At 46.9% G+C, this 16,838-nt stretch carries 11 protein-coding genes; 3 read left to right on the top strand and 8 right to left on the bottom strand.

Features of this window, described 5'->3' with window-relative positions:
* Positions 1 to 138: 138 nt before the first annotated feature.
* The gene (locus ACQY73_RS34410) at positions 139 to 1,362 is read right to left on the bottom strand and encodes a dipeptidase (RefSeq protein WP_428659496.1); all 1,224 of its coding nucleotides are present in this window, start codon (positions 1,360 to 1,362) and stop codon (positions 139 to 141) included.
* Positions 1,363 to 1,470: 108 nt separating this feature from the next.
* On the bottom strand, positions 1,471 to 1,890 hold the full coding sequence (locus ACQY73_RS34405; protein ID WP_428659493.1) for a lysozyme inhibitor LprI family protein: 420 nt from the start codon (positions 1,888 to 1,890) through the stop codon (positions 1,471 to 1,473).
* A 124-nt stretch (positions 1,891 to 2,014) separates the two neighbouring features.
* On the opposite strand from ACQY73_RS34405, the gene queG reads away from it, so the two are divergent.
* Entirely contained in the window at positions 2,015 to 2,959 is a 945-nt protein-coding gene (gene queG / locus ACQY73_RS34400; protein WP_428659490.1) for a tRNA epoxyqueuosine(34) reductase QueG, read from the top strand.
* A gap of 55 nt (positions 2,960 to 3,014) precedes the next feature.
* On the opposite strand, the gene ACQY73_RS34395 is transcribed toward queG, so the two are convergent.
* The 6 genes from ACQY73_RS34395 to ACQY73_RS34370 form a co-directional block, all read right to left on the bottom strand.
* The gene (locus ACQY73_RS34395; RefSeq protein WP_428659487.1) at positions 3,015 to 4,319 is read right to left on the bottom strand and encodes an MFS transporter; all 1,305 of its coding nucleotides are present in this window, start codon (positions 4,317 to 4,319) and stop codon (positions 3,015 to 3,017) included.
* Positions 4,316 to 4,957: a bifunctional 4-hydroxy-2-oxoglutarate aldolase/2-dehydro-3-deoxy-phosphogluconate aldolase gene (locus tag ACQY73_RS34390; protein ID WP_428659483.1), complete on the bottom strand. Its 642-nt coding sequence runs from the start codon at positions 4,955 to 4,957 to the stop codon at positions 4,316 to 4,318. Before ACQY73_RS34390 ends, ACQY73_RS34395 begins: the two co-directional genes overlap by 4 nt.
* Before the next feature lie 27 nt (positions 4,958 to 4,984).
* On the bottom strand, positions 4,985 to 7,192 hold the full coding sequence (locus ACQY73_RS34385) for a PQQ-binding-like beta-propeller repeat protein (RefSeq protein ID WP_428659480.1): 2,208 nt from the start codon (positions 7,190 to 7,192) through the stop codon (positions 4,985 to 4,987).
* A 124-nt stretch (positions 7,193 to 7,316) separates the two neighbouring features.
* Positions 7,317 to 8,288: a hypothetical protein gene (locus ACQY73_RS34380; protein ID WP_428659477.1), complete on the bottom strand. Its 972-nt coding sequence runs from the start codon at positions 8,286 to 8,288 to the stop codon at positions 7,317 to 7,319.
* Between the two features lie 111 nt (positions 8,289 to 8,399).
* Positions 8,400 to 9,641 (bottom strand): mandelate racemase/muconate lactonizing enzyme family protein, encoded by a 1,242-nt coding sequence (locus tag ACQY73_RS34375; RefSeq protein ID WP_428659474.1) that lies wholly within the window; start codon positions 9,639 to 9,641, stop codon positions 8,400 to 8,402.
* Between the two features lie 172 nt (positions 9,642 to 9,813).
* Entirely contained in the window at positions 9,814 to 11,169 is a 1,356-nt protein-coding gene (locus ACQY73_RS34370) for an enolase C-terminal domain-like protein (RefSeq protein WP_428659471.1), read from the bottom strand.
* A 661-nt stretch (positions 11,170 to 11,830) separates the two neighbouring features.
* Here ACQY73_RS34370 and ACQY73_RS34365 point away from each other — a divergent pair.
* Positions 11,831 to 15,121, top strand: a complete 3,291-nt coding sequence (locus ACQY73_RS34365) for a SusC/RagA family TonB-linked outer membrane protein (RefSeq protein WP_428659468.1) — start codon at positions 11,831 to 11,833, stop codon at positions 15,119 to 15,121.
* Between the two features lie 45 nt (positions 15,122 to 15,166).
* Entirely contained in the window at positions 15,167 to 16,801 is a 1,635-nt protein-coding gene (locus ACQY73_RS34360) for a SusD/RagB family nutrient-binding outer membrane lipoprotein (RefSeq protein ID WP_428659466.1), read from the top strand.
* The last annotated feature ends 37 nt before the right edge of the window (positions 16,802 to 16,838 follow it).

Genomic DNA, 16,838 nt, shown 5'->3' with positions numbered 1-16,838 from the left:
TTTTGTCAGTGGTTTCTTCTTTCGGGTTCTCAAACCCGAAAGCACTCAATAACCCAAAAGCATTCGAAAAACCGCAGGTAATAAAGTTTTTCAGTTTATCATTTTTCGGTTTATCATTTTTCTGTTCAAACTTAAAACTTACATTTTAGCGTTTGCAACTGTTTTTGACCATACACGCCATACATTTTTATACATGATATTGGCAATGTCTTCTTCTTTATAACCGCGTTTGAGGAGTACATAGATCAGGTTAGGATATTGCGACACATCTTTCAAACCCGTCGGAAGGCTGTCTCCTACCCCATCGAAATCTGAACCAATACCGACGTGCTGAGAGCTGCCCGTCAACTTTACGACGTGGTCGATGTGATTGGCTACGGTTTCAACATCAGCAAACAACACCGGGTTTTCTTTCTGGAATTTTTTCAGCAGTTCCTGTCCTGCGGGATCGGTGTATTTCACTTTGTTTTCGATCAGGATTTTCGTAAACGCCCCTTGCAAGATTTCCGCCTGTTTGCGGTAGTTTTCGTCCAAAAAGCTCGAACCGAAGTTGATCTGAATTACGCCTCCTTTTTTCCCCAGCAGTTTGATCATATCATCCGACATGTTACGCTTAAATGTCGGCGTAAAAAAGCGGCATGAAGAGTGCGAAGCGATCACCGGAACGGTAGAAAGCTCAACCGCCTGGTAAAAAGAATCATCAGAAATGTGCGATACATCCACCATGATGCCCACGCGGTTCATTTCTTTCACTACCTCTTTGCCGTAGGCGCTTAAGCCTTTGTTGGTGAAGGTACTGTCGTACGAAGAATCACAGATCAGATTGTCTTTGGCGTGGGTAAGCGTTACGTAGCTGATACCCTGTTTGCGAAAATAAGCAACATCGGAAAGTTTTTCGAGCGGTGCGCCGTTTTCCATGCCCATCGGAAATGAGATAATGCCTTTTTTGAAATTGGCATCGGCTTGCTGCGGTGTGGTCACGACGCCAAATTTGTCGGGGTGAGCTTTGGCAATTCCTTTCACCATATTGATAAGCGTGTCGGCCAATTGCTTGGCACCGCCCGTTGTTTGATACGATGATGGAATATAAATGGACATGAACGGTGCCGAAAGGCCGCCTTTTTTGGCGCGTTCGTAATCAAAATCACCTTCGGTGGTGCTGATCGGAATGCCCATATACTCGCGCTCCAGTCTGAAGTTTTTGATTTTCAGCCGGTACGGCAAATCCACGTGCCCGTCAGTAAGAATATATTTGTGAGCGAGTTTGTCGGCCAATTGGCGCAGTTCTTCGTCTGATTTTTGCGCTCTAACGCTCAATGAAAGCGCTAAAATGCCTACTAATAAGGTGGTTAATAGTTTCATGATGAATGTAGTTGAGATAATTAAAGTACGTAATAAATTGTTTTTGAATGTGTTTCAGGGATTATAAATCCCTTTTCAGTTAGGTTCAGGATTGCAAATCCTGAACAGCTATTTTATTTCCAATAGATCAAGGTATCCTTTTAAATCCAACGCTCGTTTTTTGATCACTTCTACGCGGTCACTGACCGCCATAGGTTGATACATGGTGCCTTCCATGGTAGCATAAATGGCGTTCTGCGCCTTGAACTCCAAGTCACGGTATTCGATCCATTTGCGCTGGGCGGCCAATAGCGCAGCTTTTTGGTCCGCCTTCAGGTTTGCGCTCAACGCTTTGTAATTTTTATTGAGTTCCGCGTCCCATTTTTTATACGCCGCATCCAAACAGCCGATCATTCCGTGGGTGGAAGGATTTTTGTCCATGCAATTGTCCAAGGCGCTGTCAATCGGGTGTTTTTCAGACTCTTCCTGAGCAAAAGTACATAACGTCGATGTTGCCACTGCAAGAAGTAAAAGGACAGGAAATCTCATTGATCAGGGAATGGGTTTTAATGCAGACCACAAATTAACAAAACTTGGCAGTGATTCCATAACTTTGTCAAAGACCAAGCACACATAATTCAGCGTTCAGGTTGAGCACTACTAAATTTCTCTCATGACCACCGACGATTTTGTCCGACAACAACGAAGTCAACTCATCAAAGCGAAAGCGGCCGAATTGGGTTTTGATTTCTGCGGCATTTCTGCGGCGACCTTTCTGGAAGACGAAGCACCGCGTTTGGAGCATTGGCTTCACCGGCACCAACACGGACAGATGCACTACATGGCCAATCATTTTGACAAACGACTCGATCCGCGAAAGCTGGTCGATGGTGCCAAGTCGGTTATTTCTGTTTTGCTTAATTATTACCCCGACCAACGTCTGCCTGAGGGAGAAAATGACCTTAAACTCTCCAAATACGCCTACGGCACCGATTACCATTTTGTACTGAAAGATAAACTCAAAGAACTTGTTGCGCAATTGCAGGAAGAGATCGGCGAAATAAACGGACGCATTTTTGTAGATTCTGCTCCTGTTATGGATAAAGTATGGGCGGCCAAAAGTGGATTGGGTTGGGTCGGAAAACACAGTAACCTGCTCAACCGCGACATGGGCAGTTTTTTCTTCATCGGCGAGATCATCTGCGACCTTGACCTTTGGCCCGACGGAGCCATCAAAGATTACTGCGGCACCTGTACACGCTGCGTGGATGCCTGTCCTACGGATGCCATTGTAGAACCGTACGTGGTTGATGGCAGTCGTTGTATCAGTTATTTTACGATCGAACTCAAAGAAGCCATTCCCGCAGAAGTAAAAGGCAAATTTGAGAACTGGATCTTTGGCTGCGACATCTGCCAGGATGTCTGCCCGTGGAATCGTTTTGCCAAACCGCACCAAACGCCCGAATTTACTCTTCACCCTGAATTGGCCGAGTTTACCAACAAAGATTGGGAGGAAATTACACAGGAGGTGTTTCAGGAAATCTTCCGTCGCTCTGCCGTAAAACGCACAAAGTTGGAAGGTTTACAGCGGAATGTGGAGTTTGTGAAAGGAGATTAGGAAAATCCCTCCGACCTAAGGTCAGACGGGTATCTAAGCTTCAAAAAGAATTTGTTTACTCCAACTCCGTCAATTCCGGCATTTTAGATTTTCGGGTCAATAAATGAATAATGAGCCAGGCAATCAGGTAGGTACATCCGCAAATGGTAAAGATGATGTTGTACCCGCCGGCCAGGTTTCCGGCAGCTTTATAAGTGTCCAATAAACTTCCGATTAACATAGGGAAGAGAATACCACCCACCGCGCCGGCCATGCCGCCAATGCCTACAATAGAGCTTACAACCTGTTTCGGAAACATGTCGGAAGGCAGCGTAAATACGTTAGTGGCCCACGCCTGATGCAGCGCTACGGCAAAACTGATGAGCGCTACGGCCGTCCACACATTGGTGGCAAATTGGATTAGAATGACCGATAATTCCAAAAAAGCAATCACTAAAATAACTGCCTTGCGGGCTTTGACGGCGGTCCAACCACGCTTGATCAGTTGTGAAGAAAACCAACCGCCACTGATGCTTCCTACAGTGGTTGCGGTATAAATTAACATCAATTCCAAACTCGGTTTTTTGAGGTCCAGGTTGAAGGTAGACGCGAAATAAGAAGGAAGCCAAAAGAGAAAAAACCAATAGATCGGATCAATTAAACCTTTGCCCGTAATGTACGCCCAAGTTTGTGGGAAAGAGAATAATTTAAACCAATTTATGGTTGATTTCTCTCCCGCACCCTGTTCTTCTTTTTCCTGTCCACTCACGATATAATTGTACTCTTCCGTTGTCAGGCGTTTTTGTTGGGCGGGAATATTGTATAGCCAAAGCCAGAAAATCAGCCAGACAAAGCCCAACGCTCCTGTGATCCAAAAGACCTCTTGCCAGCCGTAAGAAGTTAATATCCAAGGCACAAGCAGCAATGCTACAACGACGCCGATACTTGTACCGGCATTGAAAAGCCCGGTCGCTAAGGCCCGTTCTTTTTTCGGAAACCATTCCGCCACCGTTTTTACGGCTGCCGGATAGTTACCTCCTTCTCCCAATCCTAACCCAATGCGTGCCACACCAAAACCAAAAGCACTCCGTGCTAAGGCGTGGAGCATTCCTGCAATGCTCCAAAAAACGATGGTAATGGAGTAGCCTTTTTTAGTTCCTATTTTATCGATCAGCCAGCCAAAAGCCAACAATCCGAGGGCGTAAGCGGCCGTAAAAGCCATCACTATGCGTGCAAAATCGGTTTCTGACCACGTAAATTCCTTTTCCAGAATGGGCTTCAACAAGCCAATGATCTGACGGTCAAGGTAGTTGATGGTGGTGGCAGTAAACAATAAAACCACAATCAGCCAACGGTAATTTTTGATCTTGGGGGCGCTCATCGGCGGGCAAGTTGTTTAGTAAATTGTAAAAAATGCGTTTTAAGTCCTTTCCAATCTTTTTCCTGAATCATTTTTTTATCCAGCAGTTTCCCACCCATTCCAACGCCGTCGGCTCCGGCACTGAAAAATTCAATCATATTTTCCAAACTTACGCCACCCGTTGGCAGCAATTTCAGTTGATTCAAAGGAGCTTTCAATTCTTTGATGTAAGACGACCCCATTTGCGTTGCCGGAAATACCTTTACCATGCTCGCCCCTAACATCCATGCCTTGAATATCTCGGAAGGCGTAAATGCCCCCGGAAAGATCGGCACCTCTTTCCTGACGCAAGCTTTAACTACTTTTTTATCCAAAATAGGAGTAACAATAAACTGTGCTCCTGCCTCTAACGCCTTTTGCAGATCGTCTTTTGTGCAGACAGTTCCCGCGCCGATATTTAATCCTTGTTGCTCATTTTCAACGGCATATCGAATAATTTTCTCGGCCTCAGGTGTATTCATGGTTATCTCAATGGTGGTCAACCCCGCTGCCCGATAAATGGGTAAAATCTGAATTATTTCTTCCAACGATAATCCTCGAATGATGCCGACAATAGGTGCTTTGTTAAATAGCTCCCACGAAAATGGATTTTTACTCATACTAATGTTTGTATAATTTAAAATGAATCAAGGTAATGCAAATGCTACATACTTGCCGCCCGGTTTCAAGTCATAACGGGTACCTCCGCACGCAATGGCAATGTATTGTTTTCCCTTGACAGTATACGTAATGGGTGTGGCAAAACCGCCCGCCGGTAATTTATACTCCCACACCACTTTTCCGGTTTTTGTATCAAAAGCCCGTAATTTTTCGTCGTACGTAGCGGCAATAAAAAGTAATCCGCCCGCCGTCACCACCGGCCCGCCGTGGTTTTCGGTGCCGGTGGTGGGGATTCCTTTCTTGGCTAATTCGGGGTATTCGCCCAACGGCACTTTCCACAAATATTCACCGGTATTCAGATCTACTGCATTGAGCGTGCCCCACGGCGGTTTGATGGCAGGGTAATTGTCAGGGTCGCGAAATTGACTGAAACCTTTGTTTTGAAACTGAGGCGTATACGGAAAATCACTGCCCTTTTTGGTTTCAACCGCCGCTACCCGATGAATATCATCGGCTTTCATCGTGGGTTCTGCATTCAATAAAAAATCAATGATAGCTTCGCGATCTTCATTGGCAATGTGCTGAAAAGAAGGCATTCGGTTACGGCCGGTTTCTATAAGCGTCGCAATTTGCTTTCTTGTGAGTTTCCTGCCAATATCCTTCAAATTTGGATATGCCTGCGTTGCGCCGGCGGTTGAGCTTTTCTTATCAATGGCATGACAAACGGCACAATTGGTGGTAAATAATTTTTCTCCTTTGGTCAATGCAGCCGTATTTTTTTGCACGCCGGTTGCCTGCATTCGCAACAGCCAAAGCATATTATTGGCATTGACGTACAGTACACCGTTCGGATCGGCGGCACTGCCTCCCCATTCAGCCCCGCCACCTATCCCATAATAAAGCGTTTCTTCCGGACTTGGCGGCAGGTTTTTTGGCCCGCCTCTGCTTTTCCCAAAAACCGAAAGCGCATAAGCCGACGATTTGGGTGAAATGGTAGACATATCCGCTTTTGTATAGGATTGATTGGAAAAAGGAGCGGGCTTGGATGGAACGGGCTGCGTGGACCAGGGAGCTTCGCCGGGCAACGCGGCAACTTTAGGAACCGGTACTTCTTTGACCGGAAAAAGCGGCTTGCCGGTATCCCGGTCAAAAACAAAAATCAGTCCGTCTTTGGTGGCCTGTGCTACGGCATCTACTTTTCGGGGGCGACCGTCGGGGCCTTTTTGCGTTACCGTAATTAAGTTCGGCGGACAAGGAATATCTCGGTCCCACAGATCGTGATGAACCGTCTGGAAATGCCAGAGGCGTTTTCCCGTTTCAGCATTTAAGGCAATGACACAATTGGCAAACAGGTTGGCGCCTTTACGATCACCTCCGTAGAAATCGACTGACGGTGAACCTGTTCCCAGAAAAACCGTTCCCCGTTTTTCGTCCACCACCATGCCCGCCCAACAATTGGCTCCTCCCAATTTTTTATAGGAATCTTTCGACCACGTATCGTAGCCATATTCCCCGGGAAGCGGAATAGTGCGGAAAACCCACGCCAATTTGCCGGTTCGCACATCAAACGCCCGAATATGACCGGGAAGCGCATCACCGCCTTCTGAGACCGACGAGCCCATGATGAGTATATTTTTGTAGAGTACACCCGGCGTTGTGGAACGAATATTAAAATTGTTGACATCATAGCCCATCGTTTCTTTATCGCCAAGTCCGGCGTGCAGGTCTGCCAAGCCGTTTTCACCAAAACTCTTGATCATTTCTCCCGTTAAGGCGTTGATTGCCATGAGTTTCGAGCCTACTGAATAGAGGATTCTTTTGTCAATTCCTTCTTCCCAATACACCACTCCTCTGACGGGGTGAAAGCTTGGTTTGACGTTTGGATTGGAAAATGGATCATATTTCCAAATTTGCTTTCCCGTACCGGCATCCACGGCAAATAATTTCAAGCGCGGCGTGGTGCCGTACATGATTCCGTTAACCACAATCGGCTGACATTGAATGTCATTTCCTTTTCCGTCCGGATTGTTATTTTCTTCCGTATCGTACGACCAAGCCAATTGTAATTGACTGACATTCTGTTTATTTATTTGGGTCAATTCCGAATACCGACTCCCCGCGCTGTTGCCGCCGTATTTGGGCCAATCGGTATCTTTATCGGTCTGCAGTTGAAAAGCTGCACCGCAAATCAGCACGATAAAAAAACTACCCAACAGGCATTTCCAATCCTTCATTTTTGTCTTTTTCTTCTTTAAATCCATTTGCCGAGGCCTCATTATTAGGATTCACTACTGCACTGATAATCATAATTTTATCTTAATAATCTTACATTATCAGTGTTCTAATAAATCAATACTATCAGTGCGCAATAAATTTATACTTGATCTTCCAATGCACTTCTTCCTGCGGCTTCACCGACAGTTTAATGTAGGGTTCAGGACATGCCGTTGTATGACACGCCCAATACACCAATTTTTCTAAAGGTTTGTCGCAGGTAATTTGCACACTTGCTCCGGTTTTAAGGTTTTGAATAAGAATATCGTAGTCTTCGGGAGTCGCATCAAAACCCTGCACGCCGCCACTATACACAAACTCACCCGACGCGATCTCTTTCGTGTATGAGATTTCTCGGTTCTCTGCTTTAACAACGGAGCCAAACCCCTTTCCTTCGGCTTTGATTTCATAGGGAAAAAGCGTTTTAATGTTCGGGCCGGTGGGCTCATTGTCGATCATAAAAAAGTTATGATTATACATTTGGGTTTCAATGAGCTTTTGTCCGGTGTTTTTCAGACTGTGCTCCAACACCAATTCGGGCTTGCCTTTTGTTAATTTTACCGTTTTTCGATACACATATCCGTAGCCGGCGGCGTCCGTAATTTCGTGAATGAACTCAACTTTGTCTTTTGAAGTTTTTACCGTCCATTTCCCGGCATTTTTGATCTGATAAGGTTGCGAAAATGAATAGGGTTTGGTATCAAGTTTGACCATCGTCCCGACGCCGATCTTCAGAAATTCGCCGCCTACTTCGGCTTCGTTGTAGCCCAATGCTACAAACTCTTCTACCGGTCCGGCAATGGCGTCGTGCAGTTTGGGGTCGTAGGGAGCCGGATTCCAGATGCCAAAATAGGAATGGCCTTTGTAGTCCAGTCGCGGCATCACGCCCGACCAATCAAACCGGGTTCCCTGATAGTATCCTTTACCGGCATCGGGCAGGTACAGTTCAGCCTCGATCAGCCCATTTGTAATTTTGGCTGAGGGGAAATCGACAGAAGAGATGAAACCGCCCGTTATTAGTAGTATTGGAAAGACAGATAATAGCTTCTTAATCATGTGAAAAGGCAGGTTGATATTGAGGCCGGTCATTTCCGGTTGTTCTTTTGTAATAACTCCATCTATAGATAAAAGGACTTTGGTAGTGACGGACGGGCCGTCCGTACCACATTACCAGTTATGGATGGAGCCGTCAGGGGCTTTCAATACAGGGTGCGGAAATTTCGTTTTTTCTTTTACTTCCATCACAAATGTGGCTTTTTTAGGGTCAAACTTCACTCCTAATCCGGGACTGTCGTTCAAATACAATTTGCCGTTTTTGAAGTTGATGAAGTCTTCGTTGAAATAGGGCGGTCGTTCGGGTTCGCCGCCGCCCAACTCCATCAGGCAGCGCATGGGACTGCTTGCACCCAACACATGCACCAAAGCCGCCGTCGACAAAGGTCCCGTAAAATGCGGGATCATGCCTACATAATGCGTTTCGCACATGGAGGCTATTTTTTTAAATTCGCTGATGCCGCCCGTATTGGGCAACGTAAAGCGGGTATAATCAATTTGACGATTTTCAATCAATTCGTTGGTATCCCAACGGTCACCGAATTGTTCACCTACCGCAATCGGCACTTTAGTCATGGCGCGCACGGTTTTGTAGACTCCGGGATTTTCCGAACGCACAATGTCTTCGACAAAATAAGGTTCAAGGTTTTCCAATGCTGTGCATATTTTCAATCCATCGGTCATGTCGAAACGGGTATGCAGATCAATGGCCCACTTTCCGCCACCGCCTACGGCAGCGTCAATGCGTTTGCAGAAGTCAATGGTTTTCCTGACGTTATCATAGAAATCAAAAGGCGTTTCGCCATTGCCTCCTGTGGGCCCGATTCGGTATGAGCGCAAACCGGCGGCGATGCAATCCTGTGCTCTACCTTCTTCCGTTGTGGCCTTGGAAGCCCGAAAACCTGTGGCGTAACATTCTATATAATCGCGGGTAGCGCCGCCCAGCAGTTCATAAACGGGTACATTTAAGGCTTTGCCTTTAATATCCCAAAGCGCCATCTCCAAGGCCCCCAATCCGTGCAGTTTTTCGCGCCCCGGCGGATAAAACATGCCGCGATAAAGATACTGCCAAAGATGCTCGATGCGGAAAGGGTCTTCGCCGATCATCATTTGCGCGCACTGCTCGATCATGTCTTTGGAACCGCCTTCGCCAATGCCGATGATGCCGCCATCGGTTTCTATTTCTACAATTCCACGCGTCTGATTAAAGAGCGGTTTGTTGTATCCGGGCGCTGCGTAATAGCGTATCTTGGTGATCTTCAATTTTGAAGCGGCCTGTGCTTCGTACAAAGGAATCCCGGCGGCTAAAGCAGTTGAGCCTAAAACCGCCATTTTTATAAAGTTTCTTCTTTGCATCGTGTAGATAGGTTTTTGTAAAAGGTGAAAAAAACGGCGAAGTGTAATTTGTAACCGATAATCTTACCGCTTTTTTTACTTGGGCAGAAATAAACTCCTATAAGCAGAGGCAAGTCCCGGGGGCAGAGGTAAACCCTGCCCCTCCGGTTTGTCCTATTTCTTTTTTACATAGTTAGGGACGAATAATTGTTCCGTCAAATTTCCTCACCTGCCAATTAGATTTGGTGGTAATGGGATATTTGGCGGCTTCTTTCTCATTGATATCCACACCGATGCCGGGTACTTCATTCACCGACATATAACCGTTTTTCATGGTTGGACAACCCGAAAACACTTCCAACGTTTTTTCGTTGAACGAAACGGCTTCCTGAATCCCGAAATTCCAAACTGCCAAGTCAATGTGCGCGTGCGCCGAATGTCCCACGGGCGACACATCTCCCGGACCATGCCAAGCCGTTTTGATATTGAACCATTCACCAAGTCGCGCTACTTTCATGGCCGGCGTAATACCACCGATCTGTGAAACGTGGATACGAATGTAATCAAACCATTGGTTGACCATCGGCTCTACAAATTCATTGATATTATTGAAGAGTTCTCCCATCGCAATAGGCACGGAAGTGCTGGTTCTCAACTGTTTGAACCATTTCATATTTTCGGGCGAGAACGGGTCTTCGATAAAGAATGGGCGGTACTCTTCCAGTTGTTTTATCATATTAATGGCATCCATCGGTTGCACCCGTTCGTGGATGTCGTGCAGTAATTCTATTTCGTCCCCGCAACCTTTTCGTACTGTTTCAAACAGTTTGGGAATGGATTTCAGATAGGTGCGCTCGTTCATGTAATTGTCGGTTTCGCCCCCAAAGCCCGCTGCCTTAAAATCCGGCTTTTGTTCGGTACTTCCCACGGCACCATATCCGCCCTGTTGGATGCGGATGAATTTAAATCCTCTTTCCATGATGCTTTTCACGCTATCTACCGTTGCTTCCGGGGTATTGCCGTTAGCGTGGGTGTAGCAGGGAATCGCGAAACGAACCTTTCCGCCGAGCAGTTGATACAACGGCATTCCCGCCCTTTTACCTTTTATATCCCAAAGCGCCTGATCTAAACCACTCAGTGCATTGTTCAAAACGGGTCCGTTGCGCCAATACGAACTTACGTACGTTGACTGCCACATATCTTCGATGTTGTCCACATCTTTCCCGGCACAAAACTCATTAAGGTACGTATTGATGGCTACGATCACGGTAGCGGCGCGTTGGGTAAAGGTAGCACAACCCAAACCATACAAGCCCGGTTCGGAAGTTTCGACCTTTACAACGATCAGATTGGAGCCTTGGGGAGCAGTAGCAATTGCCCGGACGCTCGTGATTTTGACAGGCTTCATCGCTTTGGCATACGACGGTGTCTCTTTCTCTTCACGTGCCTGCGCGTTGGGAACGCCGCCGAAAAGTCCAAGGAGCCCTGCCGAACCGCCAAGTCCCAACATTTTCATGGTTTCCCGACGGTTTACATCTATTTTGTTCATGATCAGTGTGATAAGAGTTTAGAAAAATAAAAGGCCTGAACGCCTGAATTTTACTTTTTATCCCACCAAACACAACGACATATTGCTAAAATATAAATAGCCATAGAACAAAGTCCTACGGCTATAATTCTTAACCTAAACTAAATCGTATGAGAAAATCTTTATCTATTGTTGTAAGCAGCGCCCGTTTGGGAATATGATCTTTTTTGTGTGGCTGCTTTCGGATATCATTGTTAAACCTTGTGGCAAAATTCCGGAAAAAATAAATGGCATCAATCACCCTAATTGCGCCATTTTTATGCTGCTTTTTGACGGTGCAAAAGTAGTTTTGGATTCCCGGATAGCACCATTTTGGCTGTTAGGCTTTCTTTACGTTTTTTTTCCTCCCTCCCTTTAGGGGTAACCGTAAATGAGGGATAAGTCGATAGGATATTTCATTTTTGGACTGATGAGTGAATTTTAAACGCCGTACTTTTTTTCTGAAATGCCGGAAAATTTGCCTTTTTTCGATTAAATCCAACTTCACATTTGGATAATATTGCCTCGAATAAACCCCTATAAATGGGTGATTTTTAACAAAATTGAATTGGAGAACTTTGTTGTCGGTAATCGTAAAGGCTTGCCGAGAACAGATTCAAAAACCAAATTCTTCAGTTCATTTATGAAAAAAAATCTATTGTTATTGATGCTTGGGATACTCCTGAGTGTCATTCACGGCCATGCCCAAAATCGCACCGTTACGGGAAAAGTCACGGCCGCCTCCGACGCCAACCCGCTGCCGGGAGTCAATGTCGTCATTAAAGGCTCTTCAACGGGAAGCACCACCAACGCCGACGGGACGTACCAAATTCAGGTTCCCAACAATGCTACGTTGGTCTTCAGTTTTATCGGTTACTCCTCCAAAGAGGTACCTGTAGGTGCGCAAACCACCATCAACATCAGCCTCAGCGACGACGTCAAGCAGTTGACGGAAGTTGTGGTAACGGCCGTAGGGATCGAGCGCAGCAACAAAACACTGGGCTATTCAGTAGAACGCCTTTCGGCCGATAAGCTGGTGCAAAAATCAGAGCCTGATGTGTTGAAGGCCATGCAGGGAAAAATTCCGGGTGTCAACATCAATGGTTCGGGAGGTGCCGCCGGAAGTTCATCGCGCATTACCATTCGGGGTGCCAATTCCTTTTTTGGGAGCAACCAACCCCTTTTTGTGGTGGACGGTATTCCGTACAACAATGATCTAAATGAAAGCGGTAGTTTCCGCGACAACGGAGCTGCATTTTCAAGCCGCATCGCTGACCTTGACCCTAACAATATTGCCTCCATGACCGTCTTGAAAGGTGCAGCGGCAGCAGCTCTGTACGGCACACGCGCAGCCAACGGAGTTATTGTCATCACGACCAAATCAGGTTCTAATAAACTGTCTAAAAAGGGGTTAGAGATCACATACAATACCTCTTACTCGGCCGAAAAAATCGCAAGCTATCCCGATTTTCAGAACAAATACGGTTCCGGTTCGCAGCAGGTATACGCCAATGCCAACGGAACGTGGGGACCTGCGTTCGGTCTCGGGCGTACATACAATGCTGCCGGCGGCTGGGTCAATTCTACTGCCCCCGTTGATTCCATTCCTGTTTGGGTAGGGTACAATACGTATGCCACCAGTTATCCGGCCATTGCTGCCCAATACGGCCTGCGTCCCAACGGAAATGTGGCCTATCAGGCCTACCCTGACAACGTTAAAAATTTCTTCCGCACAGGAAGTGTCTACGAAAATTCCGTGAGCATTACGGGCGGAGGCCCTAAAGCCAGCATTACGTCGGTGATATCACGCACCGACCAAAAAAGTTTTTTCCCGGGTTCGGGTTTTGAGCGTACCAACATCAGCATCGGCGGTAATACCTCGCTCGACAACGGTTTTGTGGTAGGCGCCAATTTAGCGTATACAAATACTGTCCAAAACAGCCCTTTGTTCGGCGGTGACGGAACCTCTCCTCTGGCACGGATGTTCCAACAGCCTCGCAACTGGCCGCTTGACAAACTTCCGTACGAAGATCCTTTTGGCAACGGTGTATTTTTCTTTCCTTTCGGGCAGGCCGACAATCCTTTCTGGTCGGTGAATAACAGCATTTTTACGAGCAAGGTCAATCGTATTGCACTGAATGGAAGCCTATTGTATGACATCACCAATTGGTTGAATGTAACCTATAAAGGTGGGTTCAACTCCTACAACGACAATCGTTTTCAGCGCATTTCGGCGGGTTCTTTGTCGGGAGCGCAAGGCGTGGGAAGTATGCAGTTTGACGCCATCGAATTTCAGGAGCAAGACCACAATTTGTTGTTTAACCTGACCCAAAATCTAACGTCTGATATTAACCTGAGAGCGATCATCGGGGCCAATTATAACCAACGCGGCAGCGACCAGACCAGCGTCAATGGCCTGGGAATTGTGACGCGCGGCATTGATCTTATCACGAATGTAAGCACCGTTACACCCAATACTGGCAATACGGGCACGAGCAAACGCCGATTATACGCCGCTTTTACGGACATGACCTTGGGCTATAAAAATTACTTCTTTTTGAACCTGACGGGCCGCAATGACCATTCTTCGACCCTTCCCGCTTCCAATCGCAGTTATTTTTACTATTCGGGAAGTGCTTCTCTTATTTTGACGGAAGCGTTCAACATTAAATCAAAAGCGTTGACAAGCGCCAAACTGCGGTTAGGTTACGCCAAAGTAGGTCGTGATGCCGACCCTTACCAAACACTTAACACGTTCAGAATCAATTTCGGAGAAAGTTCGGGACAAACGGGATCTACGCGCTACAATGACTATCCGTTCAACGGACAACCCGGCGCTTCGGTAGCTTCTTCTGCCTTTGACCCTAACCTCAAACCTGAATTTACAAAAGAGATTGAAATCGGTACCAACCTTGAATTTTTTGGTGGAAGGGCCATTATTGATTTGACTTACTACAATCGCCTCAGCACCGACATTATCGCGCGCCGTTCGTTGCCGCAGTCTTCCGGGTACAGTTCCTTTGTGACCAACTTTGGTTCTATTCGCAATTCAGGATTAGAGGCAGGAATTACGTTGGTCCCGATCCAACTCGCTAACAGTTTCAAATGGGATATTTTTGCGGCCTATACCCAAAATAAAAACATCGTAGAATCCCTGGCCGATGGCGTGGAAGAAGTGACGTTGCGTAATATTTTCACGGGACAACCTATTCCGGTCGTTCGTCCGGGTGAATACTTCGGTGTACTCAGAGGAACCGCCGTCGCTCGCGACGACAAAGGCAACGCGCTCATTAATCCAAACACCGGGTTGACCATTCCTGATGCACAGCAAAAGATCATCGCCAATCCTAATCCAAAATTTATTCTGGCAGTAACCAACACCTTCAAATACAAAGGCTTTACGCTCAGCGGGGTAGTAGATTATCGTCATGGCGGCGAAATGTATTCCTGGACCAACCAGTTCTTATTGGGTCGCGGCGTAACGCAGGATACCGAAGACCGCGAAGTACCTAAAGTAGTGGCCGGCGTTTTGGGCGATGCCAATACCCTCAAACCACTGTTGGGCGGCGACGGGCAACCGATTCCGAACACGATCCAAGTAATGGAAAACAACCTGTGGTTTCAGGCAGCAGGTGGCTCATTGGCCATCAATGCGCCCAACGAATTTTCGGTATGGGATGCCTCTGTGGTTCGTTTACGCGAGATCACTTTGGGATATTCTTTGCCTAAATCTATGTTGACCAAAACTCCTTTTGGTGGGGTGAGCCTTACGTTGAGTGGTCGTAACCTGTGGTTCTTTGCGCCTCACTTCCCTAAACACACTCATTTCGACCCCGAAGTGAACACATTTGGGAACACCAATACACAGGGTCTTGACTTTTTCTCGGCACCTTCTGTGCGTCGTTACGGAGTAAACCTGAGCGTTACTTTCTAAATAAGTTATCGGTTAAAAGACAATTGTTTTGATTGCTTTTTAACAATGAACATCAACTACCGAAACATCATGAATCGAACAACCACTCTTCTGAAATATGCCCTGCTGACGGTCGCAACGTTGCTGCTGAATGCCTGTAATCTTGACATTAACACCGATCCCAACAACCCTTCGTCCGTCAATACGGGGCAATTGTTGACCAATGCGCAGTTGGACATTGTCAACTCGCTCGGGGCAGGGCCTCCGGGCTTGGCCAATCCGGCGGGCGTATTTGTGCATCAGGTAACCCAACGAAGTACCAACGACCAATACGCCATCACAGGACAGGATTTTTCCGGAACGCAGGCATGGGCCAACATGTACCGCGCCATCCAAAACCTAAATGTATTGATAGATCAGGCCAATGCCAGCCAACAGTTTGCGTACACCGGCGTTGCTCAAATTATGAAAGCCCTGTCATTCAGCTACATGGTGGATGTGTGGGGAGAGGTGCCGTTTACGGAAGCCAGTACGGCGGCCAAAATTCAATTTCCCAAATTTGACAAAGGTCAGGATATTTACCCTCAGCTTTTTTCACTGATCGACGAGGGAATTGCCAATATTGCTAAAACCTCGGCCCTCAGCCCACGCACTGATGATCTGATCTACAGTGGCAATTTGGTTCGTTGGCGGCAATTTGCAAAATCCTTAAAACTGAAATTGTACAACCAGATCCGATTGGTTCAAAATGTAAGTACGCAGGTAAATGCGCTGATCGCGGAAGGTGATCTGATGACGGCAGGCGGTAACTTCTCGCTCAATTACACCACGGCAAGTGCACCCGACAACCGTAACCCTATTTTCAGAGAGGATTATAACATCACCACCTCCGGTCGCGATAATTACATCAGCCCTTATTTCCACGAAATCCTGCTGGGAACCAGTACGTTGAATCCTGTACTTTCGGGCATTCAGGACCCACGCATTCCCTATTACTATTTCAATCAGCTTTCGGCGGCGCGTCCCAATGCTCAAAACCCCGTGGAGTACCGCAATGGTAACTTTGTTTCCATTTACTTCTCTTCGCAAGGGCCCAATCAGGGTTTTGACCAGTCTTCTTCCATGTCGATCGTGGGACTTTACTACTGCGGCGGGCGTTTTGACGATGGCAACGGCGTGACTGCCGCCGGAGTGAGCGGCGCTTCTGCGCGCGGCGATGGCCCGCAACGCATTTTACCCTACCATTCACACTTATTTACGCGGGCTGAATTGGCTCAAACGGGCACAGGAACAGGCAACGCCAAGCAATTATTCACCGATGCCATGAATGCCGCGTTTACCGAAGTAAATGCTGTCGCTACCCGAGGGGCCGCTCCTCTGCTCACGGCGGCCGCTATCAAAGAATACGTGGATGCGGTTTTGGTCAAATACGATGCGGCATCCGACGCCGGCAAATTGGAATTGATCATGACCGAAAAGTGGATATCTAACTTTGGATTCGCATTGGAGTCGTACAATGACATTCGTCGTACCGGTTTCCCCAAAATATTTGACCCTAACGCCGATGCCCTTGCCTTTACCAATGTTAACCGTGGGTATCCGCAATCGTATCCTTATCCTGTTCCGGGTGAGTTGCAGTTGAATCCCAATGCGCCAAAGCAACGTGTAATATCAACCGACAAAGTATTCTGGCAAAAGTAGTTTGCGGGAAATTGTAAATCGTTAATCATTAATTGAA

This window comes from Runella sp. (assembly GCF_965279615.1).
Taxonomy (GTDB): Bacteria; Bacteroidota; Bacteroidia; order Cytophagales; family Spirosomataceae; genus Runella.
Note: the sequence above shows the minus strand (reverse complement) of the source record. Positions and strands in the feature narration are given on the sequence as shown.